We start from the raw sequence: 23,883 nt of genomic DNA, 5'->3' as shown, positions 1-23,883 counted from the left end.
AGGCAGGAGATTAGGAATGAATGTGAACAGAAAAAATGGACCGATGTATTTACAAATAAAAGAAATATTAAAGGATCGTATTTTACATGGGGTTTATGCCATTGACACAAACATTCCCTCTGAGCCTCTTTTGGAAGAAGAATTTAACGTAAGTAAGGTCACTGTCCGTAATGCAATCAAAGAACTCGTGCAAGAGGGCTATGTTGAAAAGAAAAGCGGCAAAGGCACTAGGGTCATAGCTAATGGTGCGATTGTCAAACTTTCCAAAGGAAAGCGTTTCACAGAGCTGTTGGTGGAGGAAGGGCACTCCATTTTAAAAAAGGTGTTAAACATAAGTCATGTTGACCTTTCTTCAGACTCTAAGCTGCATTCTTTATTTGGTGACCATTGCATAAGTATCGAACGGATATATTTATTGGACAATGAACCTTATATTTACTTTACGCATTATATTTCACTCGATATGAACGAAGAAGATATGAAAGAGGTCCAGATCAATTCTTTGTACCGATTTTTGGAAGATCAAAACGTCAAACTTGAAACATTCAGAGATGAGTTTGCCGTTGCTATCGCTCCGGATCACATTTGCGAAACACTGAAAATCGAAAACAATAGTCCAGTACTAAAGAGGATTCGGATTTCCAGTGATGGGGACGGAAATGTTATGGAATACAGTGAAGGATATTACAACACGGCTAGACAGAACTACATTGTGACATATAACGAGCCGGTACAATAATCCCATTTATTGTATTGGTTTGATTGTAAGCGATTTCTTGGGAATGGGGAGAACATATGGATCTATATTTATTAGGAATCACGCTGATAGCAATCGTAATAGTTATTTTGGGGGTATCATGGTGGAAATGGCATGCATTCATTAGCTTGACTGTAGCCAGTTTATTTTTAGCGGTCTTTTCTGGACTGCCAATGGACAAGATTGTTGGGGCATATGAAACAGGTGTCGGAGCGGTCCTTGGTCACCTTATTGGAATATTGGCCTTAGGTACCATCTTAGGAAAGATGATGTCCGACTCTGGAGCCGGTATGCAGGTTGCTGACTTTTTCATTAATAAATTCGGCGTGAAAAAACTGCCATGGGCCATGCTTTTATCTGGTTTCATCATCGGCATTCCGGTATTTTTCGAGGTTGGTTTAGTAATATTGCTTCCTTTGGTCATTTCCATTCGGAAATCTACCAAAGTGAACATCTTGTTAATTGGTATTCCAGTACTTGCTGGTTTATCGATCGTACATGGGCTGGTACCTCCGCATCCTGGAGCCATGACAGCCATTGGAATTTATAATGCTAACATGGGACAAGTACTTCTGTATTCATTGATCATCGCATTCCCGACTGCTGTAATTGCGGGACCTCTATTTGCAAAATGGATTCATAAACGGGTCATTCCTGTTAAAGAACCGGAATTGATCCGGGTGGAAACAAAGTCAAGTGGATTACCAGGCACTGGAGTTTCGTTCTTCATCATCCTTTTGCCGGTATTGTTGATGGTTTTAACGGTAGTGGCGCCTTATCTGGCGATACCGGGTTCCATTGAAAAATTCTTATTGTTTATCGGAAGTCCAGTGATCGCCCTATTAATCTCCTGTTTTGCAGCATACTATTTCTTGGGCTACAGACAGGGTATGGACAAATCACTAATTAAAAAGTTGACGGAAGAATGCTTATTGCCATTAGCTTCCATAATTCTTATTATCGGTGCTGGCGGAGGATTCAAGCAAATTTTGATTGATAGTGGCGTAGGGACTGCGATCGCTTCCATGTCTGAAGAAATTTCTTTATCACCGATCGTTCTTGCATTTCTTGTGGCCGGACTGATTCGGATTGCCACAGGTTCTGCAACCGTCGCTTTGACCACGGCAGCAGGAATCGTTTCACCGGTCGTTGCCAATATGACGGGTGTTAATCTTGAATTGCTCGTTATTGCCACGGGAGCAGGCTCACTTATGTTCTCCCATGTTAATGACGCCGGTTTCTGGTTAGTAAAAGAATACATGGGATTAACCGTTAAAGAAACTTTCAAAACTTGGACAGTCATGGAAACCTTACTTTCCTTCGTGGCATTCGGTTTGGTTTTAATTTTCGATATATTCATTTAATTAAAGAAAATTGTTGCAATGTCTGATTAAGTTGCATTTACCTCCGTGAACTGTCTTGGGGTGACAGATCACGGAGGCTTTTATTTAGTTATGAACATACTGGGGAGGGAGAAAATGACCGGCTTTACTCTTAAAGATAGGTCGTTGCGGAAAAAACAGAAACTATTCACAATTGAAAGTAGTATGACTAGTGACAAGGGTGTAGTTTCATCCAGGAGACGTTTGTTTGGCTCCTCGAAGATATAAGTCGTGACAGAGACTTCTATATTGCAAGATTGACAGCTTCCCGTTTACATATTCATTCTGAATATAATCCAATAATTCATTGGCATGGTTAGGCTTTTGACGTTTTTCCTGAATATAATGGAGAATTAAAACTTCTATATTCACACACTCACCTTACTTGACAAGTATTTTTTTCCATTAACAATATAACATGGGTATTCAAAAAAATATCATTTTTTGAATATTTTAACTATCGACATATTTATACAAATAAAGGAGTGATTCGGAGTAAGCGGTGGAAAATTTCATCGGGAAATGCAAAAAGAACGTTATTGTACCGACTTGCTGTTAAGTCGGCACAAAAAAACCCTTGATAATTCAAGGGTTTTTTTGTTGATTTAGGTGAAAAACTGATTTTGCAACGACTTCATGCTTGTATCTTTTGTACAGGTATAGGAGATAAGCGCAGTTCTGCGGATTCTCTCTTAATGGAGAATAAATAAGCTGCCAAACCTAAGAAGGCTGTAAAAATCAGCATGGCGATCGATGAACTGAAGTCCCCGCCAGACAAGTCACGAAGCCATCCCATGATATAGCTCGAAAAGCCGCCCATGATATTCGTGAATCCAATTAGACCAGCGGCTCGTCCTGCGGTTTCAGGTGTTGAGTATTTTACCATGAGCATATTACTTAGATGGAACACACCGCCTTGACATCCCATTGCCAGTCCCATGCATAGTCCTGCCAAAATAGGATTGGGGATGAAGACAGCTACAGTCAAAAAGACAGCCGTCAATGAAAATAGAATCGTGGCCATCAAACTTGGACGTCTGGTTTTGTCAGCCAGAAAACCGCACGCCAAGACAAATCCTAAAGCGAATAGCCAGGAAAGTGAAGTAATGCTCGACATTCCTTCCTTTTCGAATCCTTTTGCCTCAATGAGGTAGGTAGGAAGCCAAATGCTGATTCCGAAAAATAAGAAGGAGCATACGAGCATGCCGAACCAAACAATCCAGAAACGATAATCTTGAGCGAAACTCTTGTTCTCGGAGCGGGCGGTTTCTGTCACTTCATCATCCGTTTGGCGAATGAAAGCCAATTCCTCCTTACTTATCCAGGGGTGCTCTTCTGGTGTATTCCTTGTCATAAAGATGAACATAGGGATATTTATAAATAAGTTGAAAGCTGCAAGCATAAAGAAAGCTGCTTGCCAGTGGAGTAAAGATATCACGAGCACCAAGAAAATGGCTCCCATTGCCGGTCCTAAATAGTTTCCGGTAAGCCAAGATGCCTGGGCCCTCCCCAATTCCCGTTTATTAAACCAGTTAGAAATGAATTTTCCGGAAACCGGAATCATCATCCCCTCACCAAAACCAAGAATGATCCTGCTTATTAAAAACATTTCATATGAATTTGCCAGACCTGACGTGATCATCGTGAGTGTCCAAACGAATAAACCGGCGATTGCTGTTTTACGTGCACCTAATTTATCAATGATGAAGCCCCAAAAAAGATTTGAAACTCCATAAGCAATGGTGAATACAAATGATAGAAGACCGATCTTTGCATTTTTGTCATCGCCTGTAATACCGAGTGCATGCAAGAATTCCGGATCTGTTTGAATGATGGAAATGCCAACTTTATCAATTTGTCCGAAAAACCAAAAGAAAAAAATTGGAACGGCAATATACAACCATCTTTTTTGCCCATTTAACATAATACCATCTCCTTATCGCTTTTTAACATTCCTTAAAACACTTACATTAGAGAATAAGTGTTTTACGGTTATCCCTTTAGAAAGGTACCAGTTTTGATATTTCCCGCCTTTCATTATAAATTTGATAGATAAAAAGGAACAGAAGTGTTTTGTAAGGAAAACAAAGTTTTACTTTCTTAACGATAAATTAAAATAATTTGATTGTCAATTTAATATTTTGACAATTTTATATTTTTAGAATAAACAATCTTATAAGCGCTTTCAGTAAAAAATCGAACTCTGTTTCATCTTTTTTGAGTAAATGGATCTCTATCAAGCAAGGACTTATAATGTATGTAAATCTAATTCTTTGTGTCAAAAAAACAAATTATTATCAAATTATTAAAAATTCTGACTTGTTGATATTGAATTTAAAATCAGGAAAATCTATAATTCATTTATATTGTTTTATATATGAAATACTTAATATTGGAAAATTCCGTGATTGGGTAGAGAATATCGATGTATTAAAATTCTTTATTTGTTTTTACTTGTATAATTGGTTATATTTGGTTATATAACAACAAGCTTTTCTATTGATAAGTGAATTAAGCTAGGCCTTCCAAATAGTTTTATATATGTAAATATGCTTTAATTGACACATATACACTATTCTATTTATACATGAAGAGTAAAGGATTGCGAGGTAGAAATGGTTGCCAATTAGAAGAACTGCCCGATTCATTATCAGTTAGGAATGAGCTTGTTATCTTACAGTGCTTGGGAAACAAGGAGACACCGGCTCTGTTATCGCTCTCGGCTTTTACAAGCCGTTTTCCGGAAGTGGTGAAAGTGTTGATTATATCTGATGTGACTCGTGGAGCAGCTGTTGTTAGTATGATAGAAAGTAAACGGAAACTTCTGAAGTGATTACAATCCATCGAAATGTGATCATATGTGCGCTACTGGCGCCAAATGTTTCTGTCTAGTTAAGGAAGCGCAATTGCTTACGTCAGGATACCGGTCATTTCAATTCTCTTTATCAAATTTAAATCAAATGGACATCCTATCTTCAATATCTGTCCCGATATTGGTCTTGTGTGGTGAACTGAATCAGGTCAGACCTGATAGTGAGACAAGAATATTTTAAAAATTGATGCCTAATTCCGGGTTTTCCATTGTACCGGAAGACCGGCCATTTAAGTATCAGCAGGATCTTGGGGTGTACGGATGCTACTTACAACAGGTTTGCAACCATTAAGTATGCATCAAAAGCATTCAGCAAACACAGAAAAAGATGTACATATACTGCAAGTTCTTCTTTCTAGGTCTGAAGAAAGCTTTACTGAAAGTGTTATAGTCAGGAGAAAATGAGATTTATTCACAACGGGGGGAATACTCGAATGGCAAGCGAAGAAAAAGAGAAAGAGAAATATAGTGCTAATTCATTGGTTAGAGGGTTGGAAATCATTAAGCTCTTTAATGAAGTACAGCCTAGTTTGTCTCTTTCAGAAATTGCAAAACAACTGGGAGTAAGCAGAACGGTACCATATCGTTTATTATTCACATTACAAAATATTGGTTATTTGTCTCAGGATGAACATACGAAACGTTATAGTTTAACGCCAAAGGTTCTTGAATTGGGATTTAGCTATTTGAACAGCTTGAAATTCCAGGAAATTGTCCAGCCTTATATGGAGACTTTGCGTGATGAAATCGGAGCCTCCTGCCATCTTTCAATTTTGGATGGACAGGAAGTTGTTTATGTTGGAAGTGCCCCAATCAGAGGCGTATCCGCTGTCAATGTGAACATAGGTTTGCGGCTGCCCGCACATGCTTTGGCCAATGGAAAATTACTTTTGGCATATCAACCGAAAGAAATGCTGATGCAAATGTTTAAAATTTCAAATCTAACTCCTTATACAGATAAAACACTCACCGCGCCGGGTGAATTTCAAAAACAGCTGGAATCGATTCGGCAGAATGGCTATTCGATGACAAGCGGGGAATTCCATCCTGGAATCCGTTCTGTTGCCGCTCCTATTTTTGACAGGACTGGGAAAGTATTAGCTGCATTGAATGTCGTGGCAACAGAGTCTGCTTACCAGGAGGATTTTATCGATAAAATTGCCTTGCCGAAATTGTTGGAAGTTTCTCGGCAGTTATCCGTTTATATGGGATATAGTGGGGTTAAGCCGTATCAACACGAAGATGTCTGAACAATTTAAAAGTGCCAATCTATTATTAAGTGAATAACTTTTCTAGAAAGTGTGGATCTCCCAATAGGGTATCCACACTTTTTTTTTGAAGAAAGGCGGATAGTAGATTAAATCATTACAAGCTTATCGCAAAATGATGAACACACGGATTATAAAAATAGTTTTAAATATTCTAAAAATTCGTTGACAATGAAGCGTTTTCATTTTAGACTTAATTCATAGACAAAACAGTGTTTTGCTTATGAAACATAATACGGTTTAGAAACAACAAATAAGGGAGGAATTTTAAAATGACAAAAGAAGCTTTTTCAGTGAAGGATTTTGAAAAAAAATATGTTGCCCGATTGAAAGACCGTTCGCTTGATTGGGATGTCTTGAAGTTCCAAGAAGAAATCGATCCCGCTTATAGACGTGCACAGATGAGATATATCGGACGTGGAGCCACTGCCAATAATGATACGAATGTAATTGCAGGTGTACATTTCACTTTAAGTACAATGGTGCTTCCTCCGGGATGTATCGGTCCTTTGCACCTTCACGACGATGTTGAAGAAGTGTTTTTCATTCTTGAGGGTGAAGTCACGGCATTAATTCAAGAGGATAGCTACAGTGAAGTTCATGAAATTAAATTAAGTGCAAGAGATTGCATCAGCAGCCCACCAGGGGTTTATCGGGGAATTAGGAATGATGGTGATGTGGAGGCGCGGATGCTCGTGATGCTAGGGGCAGTGAAACCTAACTTGCCGACTTATCCTGAAGGCAGTGACCTCGAAGAACTGCGTAAACAACGCGCTAAAGAAAGAGAAGCCATTATTAAAGAGTGATCATTTAGCTGAGAAGGGCACCTGCATTATGAAAATTAATGAGGCGCCCTTTTCGATTAGATTGTTAAATATGGCCAATGCAATTTATCTAAAGTCCAATTAAATTATGGGAGGTATAAAAAATGCTTGGGATTACTCATTTACGACATATAAGCATGATAACTCCGAATTTCGACGATCAAGCAGAGTTTTATGAAAAGGTTTGGGGACTGGATAGAGTGGATGTTCCGGAAGAGGAGAATACGGTTTATTTCCGCGGGGCTGGACCGGAACATCATATTTTAAGCCTTCACAAGGGAGAAAAACGTGGTTTGCATCATATAGCTTTTGGCATGGTCGATAAAAATGCGGTGGATCGTGCAGCAGGGATATTACAATCGAAGGGCGTTCGAATTATTGAACCGCCTGGATATTTGGATGAAGCAGGTGCCGGTTATGGCCTCCGGTTTATTGATCCGGAAAACCGCGTGATTGAGCTTTCAGCTTGGGTGGAAGTACAAACGTCTATTTGGAGCAAGAAAAATGTTGACCCAGTGAAATTGAACCATGTTGTAATGAACACGAAGAACTTAGATATGATCGTTGAGTTTTATACGGATGTACTTGGTTTTAAAGTTACTGATTGGAGTGAGCACCAAATGTCATTCCTGCGATGCAACAGGAAACATCACTCCATTGCCTTCAATCAAGATGAGCATGCGTCAGTCAATCATATCGCATACGAAGTCGATTCCGTGGATGAATTGATGCGAGGAATAAGCAATGTGCGAAAATCAGGCTTGTCAGAACTTTGGGGACCTGGACGTCATGGGCCTGGAGACAATATTTTCTGTTATTTTCAAGACCCAGGCGGTTTTGTTATGGAGTATACATGTTATCTGGAAACGATCGAAGATGAATCTGAGTGGAGAGCACGAGTATGGAAACGGGTCCCGCATTTAATGGATCAGTGGGGGATTGCAGGGCCGCCGAAACCTGAAGCCCGCAAAGCAATGGGAGGCGATCCCGATCCAGGCTGGGTTGATTCTCATATAGATGGTTCTGTCTTGGCAAAAAAATGAGGAGGATTTTGATTTCCTCCCATTATTCTTGCGCGTAGTTACAGCGTTTGAGGAAAATGGCTTTGAAAAGGAGTGAAGAGAGTGGATTTAGGATTGCAAGGAAAAGTGGCTGTCATTATGGGCGGCACGTCGGGCGTGGGATTAAAAACTGCAGAAATGTTTTTAGCTGAAGGAGCGAAAGTGGCTATATGCGGCAGAAGTGCAGAGCGTATGGAAAATGCACAAAGTCATTTGCTCTCATTTGGTGAAAAGGCAGATATTTTTGCATCAACATGTGATGTCACCTCAAAATCGGATGTAGATTCTTTCATTAATGGTACCGCTGAGAGGTTTGGCGGAATCGATATATTGGTGAATGCAGCCGGTCAAAGCGTGATGGGTCACTTTTTTGACATAACGGATGAGCAGTGGGAAGAACAGATTCAGTTAAAATTCTTTGCCATCATATATGCTGTTCGTGCTTCGCATCCTCATTTAGTGAAAAGGGGAGGAGGGCGGATTATTAATATTAATGCAACCCTCGCTAAAGAACCTGAACGTCATATGGTAGCGACTGCAGCAGCAAGGGCTGGTCTCCTTAATTTAAGCAAAACTTTATCCCAGGAATTGGCTTTTGACAATATATTGGTAAACTCAGTGAGTCTTGGATTGATCCGGACCGATCAATGGGAGCGAAGAAGATTGAAAAATGCGCCCGATATGGACCCTGAAGAATATTACGGAGACCTTGCGAAAAAACGGAATATCCCTCTCGGACGCGTAGGGGAAGCGGAAGAAGTGGCCAGTGTCATTGTTTTCCTTGCTTCAGACAAAGCAAGTTATGTAGCAGGTTCGACGATTGAGACGGCAGGAGCGATCGGAAAGGCACTTTAAATATATTACTAAAAAGGTAGGATAACGCGATGAAAATACAAGAAGAAATAGAGTTTACGACCGCCGATTCCATCGTAAAGGAGCTGGTTCAAGCAGGAGTTGAAACTGCTTTCGGGATTGTCAGTATTCACAATATGCCCATCTATGATGCAATTCTTAGAGAAGGGAGCATCAAACTCATTTGTTCACGCGGTGAGAGCGGTGCCGTAAACATGGCTGATGGCTATGCCCGTGCCACTGGGAAATTGGGTGTTGTGATTACCAGTACTGGAACAGGGGCAGGAAATGCTGCTGGTTCCCTGGTGGAAGCGTGGGCAGCTGGCGTCCCCCTTCTTCATCTTACCGGTGAGGTGGCTTCTTCTTATCTTGGTACAGGCAAAGGATACATACATGAGTGTAAAGACCAGCTATCAATGATGAGCGGAGCATGTAAAAATGCAGTGAGGCTTAGAAACCCTGAGCAATGTGCCGCGGTTGTAAGGAAGGCGATCCAAGAAGCGTTAACTGCACCAACGGGTCCGGTTACATTGGAAATTCCCATTGACTATCAATCGGCGATCATAGAAGATCTTTCACTAGAAGGGCTACCAGCTTCAACATCTGAAACAAATCCATTGCCATTCATTCCTGAACAAGCCGTGCAAAAAATGGTTGGGGCACGCCGTCCTGTAATATGGGCCGGTGGCGGAGTCATCAGTGCCAATGCTTCGAAAGAGCTCCGAAAATTAGCGGAAATCCTTGGTGCAGCGGTTATAACCAGTCAGTCAGGAAAAGGTTCGATTCCAGAAAACCATGAACAATGCATCGGACATTTTGCTGCATATGAAACAACAAAAGAGTTTTTAAGAAATGCTGATTTATTGATTAGTGTAGGTGTAAGGTTTAGGGGGAATGAAACATCCAACTGGAAAGTGCCTGTGCCACAAGAACATATAGCGATCGATGCTGATTGGCAGGCCATTAACAGGAACTATAAAGCAACTATAGGTTTGGTTGGCGATGCAAAAGATATGTTAGCTGCCATCATTCAAAAGCTCGAAGAACATTCAGTTCATGCGGAGCCTTCTTATTTAGAAGAAGTTCTTTCGCTTAGAAATGAAGTGCGCGCCCAACTCAGGGAAACGCTTGGACCTTATGAGCAATTTGTAGATGGTATGAGGGAGATATTACCAGAGGATACCATTTTAGTTCGTGATGTAACCGTACAGGCAAACGTTTGGGGCAGCCGTTTATTTGAAATCTATGAACCGAGAACATCCATTCATGCATCAGGCGGCGGAATCGGTCAAGGTCTTCCAACAGCAATCGGTGCCCAAATGGGGTGTCAAGATAAAACTGTCGTTCTGATGGCTGGAGACGGAGGGTTTATGGTGAATGTCGGGGAAATGGTCACGGCAGCCGAAGAAAACTTACCAGTTATCATCGTATTGTTCGATGACTCAGGCTATGGGGTTCTTCGCAACATTCAAACAGCCGCATATGGTCGGCAGGTAGCCGTGGATTTATTGAGTCCTGATTTTGTGAAATTGGCTGAGTCCATGCATTTTGATGCAGTACGTATTGGTTCTGGAGATGAATTCATATCCGAACTGAAAAAGGCAAAAGAAAGACGTAAACCTTCAATGATCGTTGTTGATATGGAGGCTGTGGGGCCAATGGCCAAGCCATTTGGCGGACCGCCAGGAGCTGCGGAAGCATTTAAGCCCAAAAAACTATAAGGAGGATTGAGAATGATTTCGACATACCCATTTGTTTCAGGAAAATATCTAGTTAATGGAGAATGGATAGAATTACCGGAAAAAGTCGATGTAGTAAATCCGGCAAATACATCCGAAGTAGTTGGCCAGGTGGCAAAATGCTCTGAAGAAATCGTGAATGACGCGATTGAAGCTGCAGAAAATGCTTTTGAAACGTGGTCCCGCTCTGATATCGGGGAACGGGCTAACCGGATGAACACTGCGGCAGAAGAACTTTCAAAAGTTATCGAGGAAAATGTTACAGTGTTTGTACGTGAAAATGGCAAAACACTTGTTGAAGCCAAAAAGGATTTACTGCGCTGTGTTGAAGTCATGAAGGGCTGTGCAGCTGAGTTACTTGATTGGTGGAAGCCTGAAGTGGTTTCAGGAAACCAAAAAGTCCAAATCCGAAGAAGGGCAAGAGGTGTCACGGCCATCATCACACCGTGGAATTCTCCGATGATATTAACATTTAAAAGGGTCATTCCTGCTGTTTTGGCAGGCAATGCCGTTGTCGTAAAACCTGCAACTAATTGTCCTTTAACGATTATGACCTGTTTAAAAGTAGTTGCCGAACATTTTCCTCCAGGAGTCATCAATATAGTCTCAGGATCAGGAAAAGCAATCGGCGATACACTATGTTCCGATTCACGCGTACGGACATTGGCGTTTGTCGGAAGTACGGAAACCGGAAAAGATATCATGCAGAAATCAGCTGGAAATCTGCAAAAAGTATATATGGAACTTGGCGGCAATGATCCTGCAATCATCTTGGAAGATGCCAATATGGATGAAGCGGCTATCAAACGTTTGAGGATGGGGATTTTACGAGCAGCGGGTCAGGTCTGTTCTGCTGTAAAAAGAGTGTATGTCCAAGAATCACGTTATGATGAGGTTGTGGAAAAGCTGACCAAAGAGTTTAGCCGGATGGTAATTGGTGATGGCATTCAGCCAGATGTAACTATGGGTCCATTGAATAATAAAGCACAATATGATTTTGTGAATGGCTTGATCGAACGTACCGCTAAGTCAGGAGGAAATATAATCACCACCGGCATTCAGCTGAATCCGGAAACTTGGGATAAAGGTTATTATATGCTACCTTCCATTATTACTGGCGTCGATCAACAGAGCGAATTGGTTCGGGTAGAACAATTCGGACCCATCATTCCAATTTTACCTTTCAATGATATTGATGAAGCTGTAAAATTAGCGAATGATAGTGAGTTTGCGCTGCGTGCATCTGTTTGGACCGAGAATGAAGATATCGCTGTCGAAATGGCAGATCGCCTTGAAGCTGGTGCGGTTTTCCATAATAATCATACCGTTTTCAGCGACTTGGCTCTGGATTTCCCTGGCTTAAAAGAAAGTGGTGTTTCGCGGGAAACAAGACATTGCGGGTTGGAATTCTTTGCGGACTCATACGGGTTTGCTGATTGAGGAAGGATGAAACTACATGAAGTTAGGTTTAATCGGGTGCGGTAATATCGGGAAATTTCTGCTTCAGGCCATTAATAACGACGGGCTTCTTCCAGGTGGGAAAATCGTTTCGATTTATGCCCGCCGTGAAGAAATCGCGGCACAGCTAGCAGAAGAATTCAGGACACAGTCATTTAGTGATGTCGACGAACTCCTTAAATCCGATGTAGATATGGTCATAGAGGCTGCAACGATTGAAGCAGCTGAAGAGTATGCATTGAAAGTGCTTAAAAGCGGGAAGGATCTCTTGCTGAGCAGCATTGGCGTGATGGCGAATTCTGCCTTTGAAGAACAATCAAACCGGATTTGCAAAATGAATAACGTGAATATTCTCCTTCCGTCTGGTGCGATTGGGGGTCTCGATGTACTTAAATCGGCAAAAGCGGTGAATGGCCTTGAATCTGTTTGCATCACCACAAGAAAACCGCCAAGCGCATTGCCTGCTGGGTCTTCAGTGATAGAAGAAACGGTATTATTTGAAGGATCTGCTGCAGAAGCGATCAAACAGTTTCCGAGAAACATTAATGTTGCGATTGTGCTGTCTTTGGCTGGTCTTGGATCTGAAAAGACGAAAGTGAAAATCATTGCCGATCCTAATGTGTTAAAGAACATTCACCTGATAGAAGCGTCAGGTTCGTTCGGGAAACTGAAACTGGAAGTGGAGAATGATCCGATGCCAAATAATCCGAAAACGAGTTATCTAGCGGCATTAAGTGTATTGGCTACTCTGCAAAATAAGGAAAAGTGCGTTCAAATCGGGTAAAGAATTTTGATGTAAAGCTTGGAAGGGAGAGAAAAAGTATGCTTAAAACAGATAAGTCCTTAGAAGAAATGTCAAAACAGCAAGTTGTTAACTATTTGAACGAAACGGTTAAACCAGAGGAAGGCGTTATACCTGCATACCTCCTTGGAGACCCAAAGGTTTATGATATAGAACATGAAAAAGTGTTTTTGAAAACCTGGGTTTTTATCGGTCATGATTCTGAAGTACCCAACAAAGGAGACTTCATGACCCGTGAACTAGCTGGCTACTCGCTCATCATCACACGTGATGCTGAAGGGGAAATCAGGGCGTTTTATAATATGTGCACCCATCGCGGAATGAAACTATGCCGGGCAGATAAAGGGAACAAGTCATTATTTACGTGTCCCTACCATGGATTTAATTTTAAAAACACTGGAGAGCTCGTAGGGGTGCCATTACAAAAGGACATATATGGGGGCAACCTTGACCGGTCGGAATTGGGCCTTCACAAAGTGAAGCTTGAATCCTATAAAGGTCTTTTATTTGGAACTTGGAATGAAGATGCAGAGCCACTTGACGAGTTTCTTGGAGACATAAAATGGTATTTGGATATCCTTGTAGGACGTGCAGAAATGGAAGTTATCGGTGTCCCGCAAAGATTCATAGTTAAATCCAACTGGAAAGTTGGTTCCGATAACTTTGTTGGTGATTCCTATCACACGATGGTCACACACGGTTCCATTGCAAAACTGGGCATGGTGCCCAATGCTACCTATTCAAAGCGTGGTTTTCAAATCCATATGGATAACGGTCATGGACTGAACTTAGGGACACCTAACCCTGACTTCGCTTTCCCGGAAGAATTGAAAGATGAATTTAAAACTAATTTGTCTGAAGAACAGTATGAAGTGTTATCAAACTTAAAGAATATGATCGGGAACGTTTTCCCCAACTTATCATTTTTAATATCCCATACAAAAATCAAAGACCAGTTCATCTCCAACACTTCTATTAGAATGTGGCGGCCAATCGGTCACAATCAAATGGAAGTGATCGCTTGGATGCTCGTGGAAAAGAACGCAACCCAAGACTGGAAAGATAGATCAAGAGATTCATTTATCTTGACCTTTAGCCCATCCGGTATTTTCGAACAGGATGATACGGAAGTGTTTACGGATATTACTGAAACAGCCCAAGGCCCAATGCCTTTCCTAAAGAATTTAAACTACAATTATACAATGGGACTCCATCGTGAACCAGTTGACTTTATAGGACCGGGTGTTGCTTACGATGATAAATTCACGGAAGCGAGCCAACGGAATTTCTACAAGTACTGGCTGGAGTTAATGACGAAATGATAAGCGGGAGGGGGAACGGAAATGAATGTGGAGAAAATGTTGCTTAAATGTGAATTTGAACAGTGGCTGTATGATGAAGCTCAATTACTCGATGATATTGAATTTGATGATTGGTTCGATTTAATGCACTCGAGCTTACGTTATCAAATGCCTGTACGTGTTAATAAAGAAGGGGTGGAACGCCCGGATTATTCAACGGAAATGTTTACATTTAATGATGATATTGAGCTGCTGAAACTGCGCGTGGATCGTTTGAAAACGGATTATGCTTGGGCGGAAATACCGCCATCAAGAACACGGCGTTTTGTCTCTAATGTACGCGTTAAAGACTATGTTGAAGGTGAAAAGGCAGTCGTCAAGAGCTATCTGCTTATCTATCGGAGCCGCAGCACGGATATTCAGCATGATTTGATTTCAGGGGAACGAAATGATGAATTCATTTTCGAAGCAGGTAAATGGAAACTTTCCAAACGGATATTCATTGTTGATCAATCAACGATAAATACCAGAAATCTTGCTATCTTCGTATAATATTGATTTGAATAAAAAGAGATAACAAGGAGGCTGGTTACAATGTCAATGGCGTTAAAGGATAAAGTGGTGTTGATTACTGGAGGCAATTCAGGTATCGGAGAGGCTGTCACTAGGCGTTTTATACAAGAAGGGGCAAAAGTCAGCATTATCGGCCGCTCGATAGAAACGCTAAATAAAATGAAAGAGGAATTTGGTGAAGAAATCCTCATTAACCAAGGCGATGTAAGCAAATATGAAGACAATGAAAGGGCTGTTCAGGCCACTGTCAAGCAATTTGGAAAGCTGGATGTTTTCGTTGCCAATGCAGGAGTCTTTGATGGATTTGCAAAATTTGCCGACGTAACGCCCGATGCACTTTCAGAAGCATTTGATTTTCTGATCGATATTAACGTTAAAGGATCTTTCTTCGGTGCTAAAGCCGCTCTTAAAGAACTGCAAAAATCGAATGGCAATATTATTTTCACCGTATCCGGTGCTAGTTTCTATCCGGATGGCGGCGGGGTTTGGTACACAGCAAGCAAGCATGCCCAAATAGGTCTGATGCGCCAACTTGCTTTTGAACTTGCTCCTGACATAAGGGTGAATGCTGTAGCGCCTGGTGGCACTCTGACGGCATTATCGGTCATTCCTCCCCTACGTCCATTCGTTAAAATCGTGGATAATGAAACGAAGGCCAATAGCATTAAAAAAAGAAACCCTCTTCAGCTTGCACAGATGCCCGAAGATCATGTAGCTGCATATGTCCTGTTAGCATCGGACGCAGCACGTGCAATCACCGGCGAAGTCATCTCCAGTGATGGAGGATTGTCAGTTCGCGGACTGGGTTGAGTTCATAACAAAATAAACTACGGGAAGAAGGTTTATAAGTATGGCTGAATCACTATTGGGCAATAGGAATATTAATCAACTCGCATTTGTTGTAAAAGATATTGAAGCTGCTAATCTAGCTTTCACAAGACTGCTTGGCATTAAGAAGGCAGAACCGTTTCTAACTGGTGACAGTTCTGTTTCGAAAGTCACTTTTAGAGGTGTACCAACGGAATCACAATCCAAACTGGCTTTCCTGAATACACCAACCGTCCAATTTGAATTAATAGAACCCGATAAAAATCCAGGAACGATGCGTGAGTTCCTGGATGAAGTAGGTGAAGGGATTCACCATATTGCTTTTGATGTAGACTCTATCCAAAAGAGGCTGCCAATCATGGAGAAAAGTGGATACCCAGCTTTGCAAACGGGAGAATTCACTTCAAGTGACGGCCGATATGTATATGTGGATACACTAGATGATCACAAAACGTTAATTGAAATGCTTGAAAGTGCAGAGCCGAGAGAAACGGCATGGGAAAGACCAGAAGATGCTAGCGTTCAGCCGCTATTAGGGACAAACAAGGTGGAACAGATTGCGTTAGTTGTAAAAGACCTCGATGCGGCTGCAGAAGCATATTGTAAGTTGTTGGGGATTGAAAAACCTCCGATCATCCATTCTGGTCCAACCGATATTACAAACGTGATTTACAAAGGGAAGCCCACTGAAGGAAAGTCAAAATATATGTTCATCGATACGCCGTTAATTCAAATTGAATTGATCGAGCCGGGTGAATCACCCAGCACGTGGAAAAATCATCTTGAAAAATATGGTGAGGGTGTTCACCATATCTCTTTTGTCGTTAAAGACATGGAGGATAAAATGAAGATGTTAGAAGAAATGGGCTATCCGGTCATCCAGACAGGTAACTTTTTTAACGGAAAAGGCCGATATGCCTATATGGATACAACATCGACCTATAAAGTGATTATTGAATTGCTAGAACGTTTCGATGAGTAAAATGGTTTCAATTCTGATCATCAAGAAGTGTTCTGGATGCAATTGACTGAGCACTTGGAACTTACATAATTAGAAATGATGAACCGCAGCATTACCCTAGTCATTAGATTTCCTTAGACAAGTGAAAACCGTAGTAAGCATATACAAGGCAATGGGGCAGGAAGGGGACATCACCCATGGCCTTGTACGGGAATAAAGGGGGGAAAATTAATAACAAAACGGAAAAAAATTGACAAATAATTCAGAATATTAATATTTTAAAAAAAACAAAAATAGGCACCCTTTTATGTAAATTTTATTGTGACACACGTTTTATGTAATCTAGGTATAAGATATGGATCGTATTGACCTTTATTGCTTTTTCTGCATCTTTGTCACGAATGGCATGGATTACCTGTAAGTGCTCGTTGTTTCGTTCCTCATAACAAGATTTATCAACCATTCATTACGGGCGGACAAAAAGGAAATTCGAAAAGAAAGCCATAATGAATCCGTAGTCTTTTGGAGAAAGGTATTTCTCGAGTAGGAATATAATAAGCGGTGAAATTCAATGTTTGCACGGCTTGCCGCTATTCGGTCATTACTATTAATCGCCTGTTGCAGTTTATCCGTTGCCCATTCCAGTTTTTTTAATTCCTCTTCCGTAATTCCTTCACAAGCTTTTTGTATCGAATAGTTTTCGAGCTCCAAGAATCCAAGATATAGATTTTCTGTATCCCCCCAACTTACCGGACTGGCTAGCTGGATGTATTCCCGTTCGTCAAAATGTTTTATCACGATATCCGAATTCCTGTAACTGTTTGTGAAATGTTCAATATTGTATAATCGTGTCATCATATATTATGGATATCTTGCAATTTCTTAATTTCTTCCTGTATATTGGCCATTGATTCTTTAAGCGATTGAACCGACTTTTTGACATTGCGATTCGTAAGAAATTGCTTGATTTCCGCTAAGGAAAACCCGATTCCCCTTAATTCTTTTATCGTTCCGAGAACTTCATACTGGGAAATGGAGTAATAACGATAGCCAGTTTCAGGGTCAATATGATAGGGCTTTAGCAATCCAGTTTTATCGTAATGACGCAATGTATCTACCGTTACGCTTCGCAACTTTGCCATTTCACCTATACTCAGCTTATTTTGCATGGCTTTATCTCCTAACCAACACTGAATTTATCTATATTAATAACATGATTACCCCTTATTATAAAGTAGTGATTCTTGTTGTGTATAGCTAGTAGTAGGATGATTTGTAGAGCACCACGTCCATAAAATTGCAGTCACAAACTTACCGTCCAGTATTCGATTTAAACCTGGTTATCCATTTAAATATAAAGTCAATGGACGTTCGATAAGACTGAAAGTTTAGTTTCAAAATAAAATGATTAATAAGGAATTTGTAATGAGGGAACATATGTTTTATAATGTGCTTTGAGAAAGTAATTATCTAACGGAATAGGGGAGGTATTATATGTATAGTACAATTTCGGATTTTATTAATGAATGGAATAAAGAAGCCATACTGACTCAGAATGTTTTGGATAGTTTGACAGATGATTCATTAGAACAACAAGTTTATCCCGAAGGTCGCACTTTAGGAAGAATTGCGTGGCATTTCACTACGAATATTCCAGATTATCTAGATCATTTCGGGTTAAAGATAGACCGGATAGAAAGTTCGGAAAACGTCCCATCTTCAGCCCGGGAAATTGCTATCACTTTTAAAAATGTAAGTTCTCACGCAGCCAAAATTATTGAACAACAATGGACAGACGCATCCCTAAAGCAAATACAAGAAGCTTTTGGAAGACAGGAAACAAATGCTTCCATCCTTATGGGGCTAATCAAGCATATTGTTCATCATCGCGGACAAGTTACGGTTCTGATGCGTCAAGCAGGAATAAAACCTTATGGGGTTTATGGACCGCCTAAAGAAGATTGGATTCATCTAGGTGTGGAGAGTCCACCACTTTAATAACTTATGCATGCTTAAGTAATTATCTTAACTAACGGGGAATTTGCGAATATTTAAATCCCAGTTCTCAATTTTATAACTGAGTAAATAATATATTAAGCATCCTTTGAAGGGTGCTTTTTTGCCAAAGAAGGGTTTAAATGAAACCTGAATTAGTGAAGATGTTTTAAATGGCGTTCTCCTTTTTTTCAATTAAAGCTATTGAAGTAAAAGTAAAAGGTGCAATAGATTCCAGTCTTTTGCTTTGAATAGGCTATGTTAAACCATTATTGCAGAATAGTTCTTTAGTAGTATTATTTATAATTATGCTATTATTAAGCCTCCATAACCTGAACTCCCACCGTAATTGCCACAACCACCGGCACAACTGTATCCGTCAATGATAAGGAGTTAAACAAAACGACTATAATGACGAGATCTTTACCAAATCAATTAAAGCTGACCGAATATGTATAGTTATAGTGCAGGACTTATAAATATCAGAATTTTGTTGAAAAATGTCGTAATTTGCGAATATCATTATCGTCATTTCTGAGATATTATTATATTAAATGTACTTTAATACATTGATGTGATAATGCAATTTTTATGTCGGGGCTCAACTTAGTGAGTGGGGGAAAATAAATGAGTGTAATCATCGAGAAGAAACAGGAAAACTATGCTCATATGGAAGATGTAATATTGGTTGGGAAAATCCATAATGGTGATGAAGATGCACTGGAATTTTTAATCAAAAAATACAGATGTGTCGTTCAATCAAATGCTTTGAAGTATTTTTTAACAGGTGGAGATAAGGAAGACGTCTTTCAGGAAGGGATGATTGGACTATATAAGGCCATTCGGGACTACAAGAATTGCAAAAAGTCGTCTTTCAGATCATTTGCGGAACTGTGCATTACAAGACAAATCATAACGGCTGTTAAAGCGGCTATTTGCCAAAAGCATTCTCCCTTAAATAATTATGTTTCATTGTATAAGCCTATCTATCAAGGGGAGTCGGAGCAGTACCTAATTGATCTAATCCCTGAACAGAGACAAAATGACCCAGTCACGATCTTAATTAAATCAGAAGAAATTTGCGATATTGAGCTAATTTTAACAGAAGTCCTTAGTGAGTTGGAAAGTAGTGTTGTGGACTTGTACCTGGAAGGAAAAACTTATTTTGAAATATCAAAGGATTTGAATGTTCCAAAAAAGACGATCGATAATGCGCTTCAGCGGGTAAAAAGGAAGTTGGAGCGGTACTTCGAGTCCAGGAGGTTGGAAGCATAATAACTATAATTCTTTGAATTTTCATTCATTATTATTTGCAACAACGTCGAAACGATTTAGTAATAATAAATAAAATAGATTAAAACAATAGTTAAATGCATTCATCCCTGGTAATGGGGCTATAAGTGCAGTGCAATCCTATGGGAAAATTAAAATCCCTCTAGGTAAATGACGATGATAAATTCCTTGAGTATAAACACAAAAAGCCCAACTGAAACAGAAGGGCTTTTACTATGTTCATTTTAAATCAATTCACTCTATTCAACTGGAGATTATATCTCAATGTTTCTTCGTCTGAATATAATTTGTATCCAAGTCCATCACTGTAGTTAAGAAAGACTTTATCCGGAAGATGCTTTTTAGACTCACTTGATATTAAGATGGGGACCCCATTAATTATGAATCTCTCATCATCTTCGTTCTTATTATCAATTTTCAATTCGTGTTCCACATAAATCGAACAGCTTCCAACATAAATGGCTTCGATACGAACACCTTCATTCTCTTTATAATCCACTTTTAATAGTTGCTCAATCGCTGCTTCTTTAATCTCAATATTCATAAAACCCGCTCCCATACAAAAATTGATATTATTTTTATCTATACAAGGAAAAAAATCAATCCATGATGAATCCTCTAGTTATTCGTATACCCAATTGTTTATAAGTTAATGTGTATAAGAATGACAAGTTGGGATTTACTTAGACTTCTTAATTAAGTATATTTCCTTAACGTCGGGAAACTCGGCTTTATTGTCGATATTTACTTAATGCAACTTTTCCGCGTTTTGTGTACATAAGCAACCTGTTAAACACCGTGCTCCCGGATTTCCCAGTCTGTAACTTCATTCATAAAACAGCATTCTTCGCAATGATCATCCTATCGGCTTTGCTTTCATGGGCCATTTTTTGTTTAATTCAGTTATAAAAGTCTTGACATTCTTTTTATCTTCCATAATTGGGGAATAGACGTACGAAAGTGTCCTGTTAAAGGATTCATTTTTTACCTGAATAATAGAAAGGATTTTATTTTGTACATCCCTTTCAATTACACTTCGGGAAAGCAGAGCCAGCCCTAAGCCGTTTTTTATAAGTGTTTCTTTAATTCCTTGATTACTGCTTATCGTGAGTATCGATTTAATTTTCAATCCATTGGAACGTATGACGTGGTTAAGGTATTCGCGAGTACCAGATCCAACTTCCCTGGTTACCCATGCTTGGTCATGTAAATCAGTAATCTCCACTTCGTCTTTATTAGCGAGTTCATGATTGTTAGAAGATACAATGAATAGCTCATCTTGCATGAATGGGTGAACAGAAAGCTCTTTTTCATTAGTTTGACCTTCGATTAAACCAATATCCACTTTGTATAGCCGAACGGCTTGAACGATTTCTTCCGTGTTTCCAATTACGACTTGAAGTTCAAGTTCAGGATAGTCCTCTTGAAGGTCGATGAGTAAAGAAGGAAGGATATACTCTCCTATTGTAAAACTTGCCCCTATCTTTAATTCGCCTTTGATGGAACTATCGTGTTCCTGAATGTCTTGTCTGGTCTGTTCATAGATTGTGATCATTTGCTTGGCCCGGTCGTAAAGAATTTCTCCCGTCAAGGTGACTTTTAGGAATTTAGGAGAACGGAGAAATAATTTCGTTTGAAACTCTTCTTCCAATTTTTTTATATGTAAACTTACACTTGGTTGGGACATAAGAAGCATTTCTGCTGTTTTTGTAAAATTTTTGACCTCCACAAGGGTCACGAATGTTTTTAGAGCATCATAGTACATAGAAATTTCTCCTTATTATTAATATTCTTAATAGTTACAATAAATTATATATATTTTACTAATGATGTGACTTCCAGTAAAGTTTTAATGAGAAACTTATTTTAGGAAGAGTATAGGCTGGGGAAGGCTATTGTCCTTTATAACCTTATTTTTTATTTGTTGCGTGCTATGAACTATATGACTATTTTTTTTGCAGTTAAAACCGACTTGGTCTATAGGAGTAAACGAGTTAATTGATTTATGGATGGATATAAAAATGTTTAAACCCACTCGTTATACATAATAGTCAACTAAGATAAGTTAATATCCCTTTGTGAGGTGGAAATCGTGCAACTTCAGGTAAGTAACAGTCCCTTTAATCAAGAGCAGGCAGAGCTCCTTAACAGCCTACTGCCAAGCTTGACAGAAACACAAAAAATTTGGTTGAGCGGTTATCTGACTGCATCTTTGTCAGTTTCGAATATGAGTTCAGCCGACGCCCCGGTATTGGAAGCTCAAAGCGGCGGGAAGACAATTTCAAAAGAGGTGACCATTCTTTTTGGTTCACAGACGGGTAATGCTCAAGGGCTGGCAGAAAATGCGGCGAGTAAGCTTGAGGGTAATGGCTTTCAGGTTACCATTTCATCCATGAGTGACTTTAAAGTCAACAATTTGAAAAAAATCGAAAATCTTCTGATTGCCGTTAGCACGCATGGAGAAGGTGATCCGCCGGATAATACATTGTCCTTCCATGAGTACCTTCATGGCAGGAGGGCACCAAGCCTTGAAGGTCTCCGCTTTTCGGTATTGGCGCTAGGGGACAGCTCATATGAGTTTTTCTGTGAAACGGGAAAACAATTCGATAAACGCTTGGAGGAACTTGGCGGGACACGGTTATTTCCGAGAATGGACTGTGACCTTGATTATGATGAGCCTGCTAGCGAATGGCTGGAAGGAGTACTTTCTAGTTTAAGTGAAGGGGAAGTCAGTTCAATTGCTGCAGTTCCCGCAGCGAAAGCCTCAGTAAGTGAACAAACGTATTCGAGAACAAATCCGTTTAAAGCGGAAGTGTTGGAAAATATAAATTTGAACGGCCGTGGCTCCAATAAAGAGACACATCATCTTGAGTTATCTCTTGAGGGCTCAGGTCTTACATTCGAACCTGGTGACAGCCTTGGTGTTTATCCGAAAAATGATTCGGATTTAGTGGATATGCTTCTTACGGAACTCAATTGGGACCCTGAAGAAACCGTGAAGGTCAATAAGCAGGGAGACCTTCGACAGCTTAGGGAATCGCTCATCTCCGATTTTGAAATTACGGTTTTGACAAAATCGCTCATTGAACAAGCGGCACAGCTTTCAGGTAACGAGGATTTAAAGGAGCTTTTAGAGCCTGGTAATGAAGAAAGGTTGAAAGAATATCGTGAAGGCCGTGATTTGCTTGATTTTGTCCGTGATTTTGGCTCATGGGGCGAATCGGCGCAAGAGTTCGTATCGATACTCCGGAAAATGCCAGCCCGTCTATATTCGATTGCGAATAGCTTATCCGCATATCCGGATGAAGTGCATTTGACAATCGGAGCTGTCCGGTATCAAAGTCACGGACGGGAAAGAAACGGTGTCTGCTCCATTTTATGTGCGGACAGATTACAGCCAGGGGACACGCTGCCCGTTTACATTCAGCATAACCAGAACTTCAAGCAGCCGGAGAACCCAGACACTCCAATTATCATGGTTGGACCGGGAACGGGCATTGCTCCGTTCAGATCCTTTATCCAGGATCGCGAAGAAGCTGAAGCGAAAGGAAAAACGTGGCTCTTTTACGGCGATCAGCATTTCGTGACGGATTTCCTTTATCAGACCGAATGGCAAAAGTGGTTGAAAACAGGTGTACTTACGAAAATGGATGTTGCCTTTTCACGAGATACTGAAGAAAAAGTGTATGTTCAAAACCGGATGCGCGAGCACAGCGGGGAATTATACGAATGGCTTCAAGAAGGTGCAGCTGTATACATTTGCGGTGACGAGAAAAACATGGCACATGATGTCCATAATACGCTTATTGAGATCATTGAAAAAGAAGGCAATATGAGCCATGCTGATGCGAAGGCTTATCTTGAAGAAATGCAACAGAATAAACGCTATCAACGTGATGTGTACTGAAATTTGGATG

At 40.2% G+C, this 23,883-nt stretch carries 23 protein-coding genes; 17 read left to right on the top strand and 6 right to left on the bottom strand.

Features of this window, described 5'->3' with window-relative positions:
* The first annotated feature begins 16 nt into the window (after positions 1-16).
* A complete protein-coding gene (locus tag ACIQZD_RS12240) occupies positions 17-739 on the top strand; it encodes a GntR family transcriptional regulator (protein WP_402902618.1) in 723 nt (240 codons plus the stop codon).
* A 56-nt stretch (positions 740-795) separates the two neighbouring features.
* A complete protein-coding gene (locus tag ACIQZD_RS12235) occupies positions 796-2,121 on the top strand; it encodes a GntT/GntP/DsdX family permease (protein WP_402902615.1) in 1,326 nt (441 codons plus the stop codon).
* A gap of 207 nt (positions 2,122-2,328) precedes the next feature.
* Here the strand turns inward: ACIQZD_RS12235 and yppF are convergent, their stop codons facing one another.
* Complete coding sequence (gene yppF / locus ACIQZD_RS12230) at positions 2,329-2,511, bottom strand: YppF family protein (RefSeq protein ID WP_402902612.1); 183 nt, start codon at positions 2,509-2,511, stop codon at positions 2,329-2,331.
* Between the two features lie 262 nt (positions 2,512-2,773).
* On the bottom strand, positions 2,774-4,063 hold the full coding sequence (locus ACIQZD_RS12225; RefSeq protein WP_402902609.1) for an MFS transporter: 1,290 nt from the start codon (positions 4,061-4,063) through the stop codon (positions 2,774-2,776).
* Positions 4,064-4,741: 678 nt separating this feature from the next.
* Here ACIQZD_RS12225 and ACIQZD_RS12220 point away from each other — a divergent pair.
* The 12 genes from ACIQZD_RS12220 to ACIQZD_RS12165 all read left to right on the top strand — a co-directional run bounded on the left by ACIQZD_RS12220 (position 4,742) and on the right by ACIQZD_RS12165 (position 16,699).
* Complete coding sequence (locus ACIQZD_RS12220) at positions 4,742-4,972, top strand: hypothetical protein (protein WP_402902607.1); 231 nt, start codon at positions 4,742-4,744, stop codon at positions 4,970-4,972.
* A gap of 473 nt (positions 4,973-5,445) precedes the next feature.
* The gene (locus tag ACIQZD_RS12215) at positions 5,446-6,261 is read left to right on the top strand and encodes an IclR family transcriptional regulator (protein WP_137020733.1); all 816 of its coding nucleotides are present in this window, start codon (positions 5,446-5,448) and stop codon (positions 6,259-6,261) included.
* Positions 6,262-6,551: 290 nt separating this feature from the next.
* Entirely contained in the window at positions 6,552-7,085 is a 534-nt protein-coding gene (locus ACIQZD_RS12210) for a cupin domain-containing protein (protein ID WP_402841450.1), read from the top strand.
* Between the two features lie 122 nt (positions 7,086-7,207).
* Entirely contained in the window at positions 7,208-8,146 is a 939-nt protein-coding gene (locus tag ACIQZD_RS12205) for a VOC family protein (protein ID WP_402902603.1), read from the top strand.
* A gap of 81 nt (positions 8,147-8,227) precedes the next feature.
* A complete protein-coding gene (locus tag ACIQZD_RS12200) occupies positions 8,228-9,019 on the top strand; it encodes an SDR family oxidoreductase (RefSeq protein WP_402902600.1) in 792 nt (263 codons plus the stop codon).
* Between the two features lie 29 nt (positions 9,020-9,048).
* The gene (locus tag ACIQZD_RS12195; RefSeq protein ID WP_402902597.1) at positions 9,049-10,737 is read left to right on the top strand and encodes a thiamine pyrophosphate-binding protein; all 1,689 of its coding nucleotides are present in this window, start codon (positions 9,049-9,051) and stop codon (positions 10,735-10,737) included.
* Between the two features lie 12 nt (positions 10,738-10,749).
* The gene (locus ACIQZD_RS12190) at positions 10,750-12,195 is read left to right on the top strand and encodes an aldehyde dehydrogenase family protein (protein WP_402902594.1); all 1,446 of its coding nucleotides are present in this window, start codon (positions 10,750-10,752) and stop codon (positions 12,193-12,195) included.
* A 16-nt stretch (positions 12,196-12,211) separates the two neighbouring features.
* On the top strand, positions 12,212-12,997 hold the full coding sequence (gene nadX / locus ACIQZD_RS12185; protein ID WP_402902591.1) for an aspartate dehydrogenase: 786 nt from the start codon (positions 12,212-12,214) through the stop codon (positions 12,995-12,997).
* Positions 12,998-13,035: 38 nt separating this feature from the next.
* On the top strand, positions 13,036-14,337 hold the full coding sequence (locus ACIQZD_RS12180) for an aromatic ring-hydroxylating oxygenase subunit alpha (RefSeq protein ID WP_402902589.1): 1,302 nt from the start codon (positions 13,036-13,038) through the stop codon (positions 14,335-14,337).
* Positions 14,338-14,358: 21 nt separating this feature from the next.
* The gene (locus tag ACIQZD_RS12175) at positions 14,359-14,868 is read left to right on the top strand and encodes an aromatic-ring-hydroxylating dioxygenase subunit beta (RefSeq protein ID WP_402902586.1); all 510 of its coding nucleotides are present in this window, start codon (positions 14,359-14,361) and stop codon (positions 14,866-14,868) included.
* A gap of 42 nt (positions 14,869-14,910) precedes the next feature.
* Positions 14,911-15,699 (top strand): SDR family NAD(P)-dependent oxidoreductase, encoded by a 789-nt coding sequence (locus ACIQZD_RS12170; protein WP_402902584.1) that lies wholly within the window; start codon positions 14,911-14,913, stop codon positions 15,697-15,699.
* A 40-nt stretch (positions 15,700-15,739) separates the two neighbouring features.
* Positions 15,740-16,699 carry a VOC family protein gene (locus ACIQZD_RS12165; protein WP_402902579.1) on the top strand — a complete coding sequence of 320 codons (960 nt, stop codon included), beginning with the start codon at positions 15,740-15,742 and terminating at the stop codon, positions 16,697-16,699.
* Between the two features lie 390 nt (positions 16,700-17,089).
* Here ACIQZD_RS12165 and ACIQZD_RS12160 read toward each other — a convergent pair whose 3' ends face one another.
* Together ACIQZD_RS12160 and ACIQZD_RS12155 are read right to left on the bottom strand one after the other, a co-directional pair.
* Positions 17,090-17,476 (bottom strand): FCD domain-containing protein, encoded by a 387-nt coding sequence (locus tag ACIQZD_RS12160; RefSeq protein WP_402902576.1) that lies wholly within the window; start codon positions 17,474-17,476, stop codon positions 17,090-17,092.
* A 56-nt stretch (positions 17,477-17,532) separates the two neighbouring features.
* Positions 17,533-17,847, bottom strand: a complete 315-nt coding sequence (locus tag ACIQZD_RS12155; protein ID WP_402902573.1) for a MerR family transcriptional regulator — start codon at positions 17,845-17,847, stop codon at positions 17,533-17,535.
* Between the two features lie 325 nt (positions 17,848-18,172).
* Here ACIQZD_RS12155 and ACIQZD_RS12150 point away from each other — a divergent pair, with 325 nt between their 5' ends.
* Entirely contained in the window at positions 18,173-18,676 is a 504-nt protein-coding gene (locus tag ACIQZD_RS12150) for a DinB family protein (protein ID WP_402902570.1), read from the top strand.
* 624 nt (positions 18,677-19,300) lie between these two features.
* Positions 19,301-19,948: an RNA polymerase sporulation sigma factor SigH gene (gene sigH / locus ACIQZD_RS12145; RefSeq protein WP_402902567.1), complete on the top strand. Its 648-nt coding sequence runs from the start codon at positions 19,301-19,303 to the stop codon at positions 19,946-19,948.
* A gap of 247 nt (positions 19,949-20,195) precedes the next feature.
* Here the strand turns inward: sigH and ACIQZD_RS12140 are convergent, their stop codons facing one another.
* Together ACIQZD_RS12140 and ACIQZD_RS12135 are read right to left on the bottom strand one after the other, a co-directional pair.
* Positions 20,196-20,510 (bottom strand): iron-sulfur cluster biosynthesis family protein, encoded by a 315-nt coding sequence (locus tag ACIQZD_RS12140; protein ID WP_402902565.1) that lies wholly within the window; start codon positions 20,508-20,510, stop codon positions 20,196-20,198.
* A gap of 312 nt (positions 20,511-20,822) precedes the next feature.
* The gene (locus tag ACIQZD_RS12135) at positions 20,823-21,731 is read right to left on the bottom strand and encodes a LysR family transcriptional regulator (protein ID WP_402902562.1); all 909 of its coding nucleotides are present in this window, start codon (positions 21,729-21,731) and stop codon (positions 20,823-20,825) included.
* A gap of 327 nt (positions 21,732-22,058) precedes the next feature.
* On the opposite strand from ACIQZD_RS12135, the gene ACIQZD_RS12130 reads away from it, so the two are divergent.
* Positions 22,059-23,873, top strand: coding sequence for an assimilatory sulfite reductase (NADPH) flavoprotein subunit (locus ACIQZD_RS12130; protein ID WP_402902559.1), 1,815 nt, complete (start codon positions 22,059-22,061; stop codon positions 23,871-23,873).
* Positions 23,874-23,883 lie beyond the last annotated feature (10 nt).

Source organism: Peribacillus sp. NPDC096447 (genome assembly GCF_044762725.1).
In the GTDB taxonomy this organism is placed as follows: domain Bacteria; phylum Bacillota; class Bacilli; order Bacillales; family DSM-1321; genus Peribacillus.
The sequence above is the reverse complement of the archived record's forward strand: the minus strand, read 5'-3'. Positions and strand labels throughout refer to the sequence as shown.

Bases quoted from the DNA above. Each gene is read 5' to 3' on its own strand.
- ACIQZD_RS12240 (WP_402902618.1), top strand. From the start codon at position 17: ATGAATGTGAACAGAAAAAATGGACCGATGTATTTACAAATAAAAGAA.
- ACIQZD_RS12235 (WP_402902615.1), top strand. From the start codon at position 796: ATGGATCTATATTTATTAGGAATCACGCTGATAGCAATCGTAATAGTT.
- ACIQZD_RS12225 (WP_402902609.1), bottom strand. From the start codon at position 4,063: ATGTTAAATGGGCAAAAAAGATGGTTGTATATTGCCGTTCCAATTTTT.
- ACIQZD_RS12215 (WP_137020733.1), top strand. From the start codon at position 5,446: ATGGCAAGCGAAGAAAAAGAGAAAGAGAAATATAGTGCTAATTCATTG.
- ACIQZD_RS12210 (WP_402841450.1), top strand. From the start codon at position 6,552: ATGACAAAAGAAGCTTTTTCAGTGAAGGATTTTGAAAAAAAATATGTT.
- ACIQZD_RS12205 (WP_402902603.1), top strand. From the start codon at position 7,208: ATGCTTGGGATTACTCATTTACGACATATAAGCATGATAACTCCGAAT.
- ACIQZD_RS12195 (WP_402902597.1), top strand. From the start codon at position 9,049: ATGAAAATACAAGAAGAAATAGAGTTTACGACCGCCGATTCCATCGTA.
- ACIQZD_RS12190 (WP_402902594.1), top strand. From the start codon at position 10,750: ATGATTTCGACATACCCATTTGTTTCAGGAAAATATCTAGTTAATGGA.
- nadX (WP_402902591.1), top strand. From the start codon at position 12,212: ATGAAGTTAGGTTTAATCGGGTGCGGTAATATCGGGAAATTTCTGCTT.
- ACIQZD_RS12180 (WP_402902589.1), top strand. From the start codon at position 13,036: ATGCTTAAAACAGATAAGTCCTTAGAAGAAATGTCAAAACAGCAAGTT.
- ACIQZD_RS12175 (WP_402902586.1), top strand. From the start codon at position 14,359: ATGAATGTGGAGAAAATGTTGCTTAAATGTGAATTTGAACAGTGGCTG.
- ACIQZD_RS12170 (WP_402902584.1), top strand. From the start codon at position 14,911: ATGTCAATGGCGTTAAAGGATAAAGTGGTGTTGATTACTGGAGGCAAT.
- ACIQZD_RS12165 (WP_402902579.1), top strand. From the start codon at position 15,740: ATGGCTGAATCACTATTGGGCAATAGGAATATTAATCAACTCGCATTT.
- ACIQZD_RS12155 (WP_402902573.1), bottom strand. From the start codon at position 17,847: ATGCAAAATAAGCTGAGTATAGGTGAAATGGCAAAGTTGCGAAGCGTA.
- ACIQZD_RS12150 (WP_402902570.1), top strand. From the start codon at position 18,173: ATGTATAGTACAATTTCGGATTTTATTAATGAATGGAATAAAGAAGCC.
- sigH (WP_402902567.1), top strand. From the start codon at position 19,301: ATGAGTGTAATCATCGAGAAGAAACAGGAAAACTATGCTCATATGGAA.
- ACIQZD_RS12140 (WP_402902565.1), bottom strand. From the start codon at position 20,510: ATGAATATTGAGATTAAAGAAGCAGCGATTGAGCAACTATTAAAAGTG.
- ACIQZD_RS12135 (WP_402902562.1), bottom strand. From the start codon at position 21,731: ATGTACTATGATGCTCTAAAAACATTCGTGACCCTTGTGGAGGTCAAA.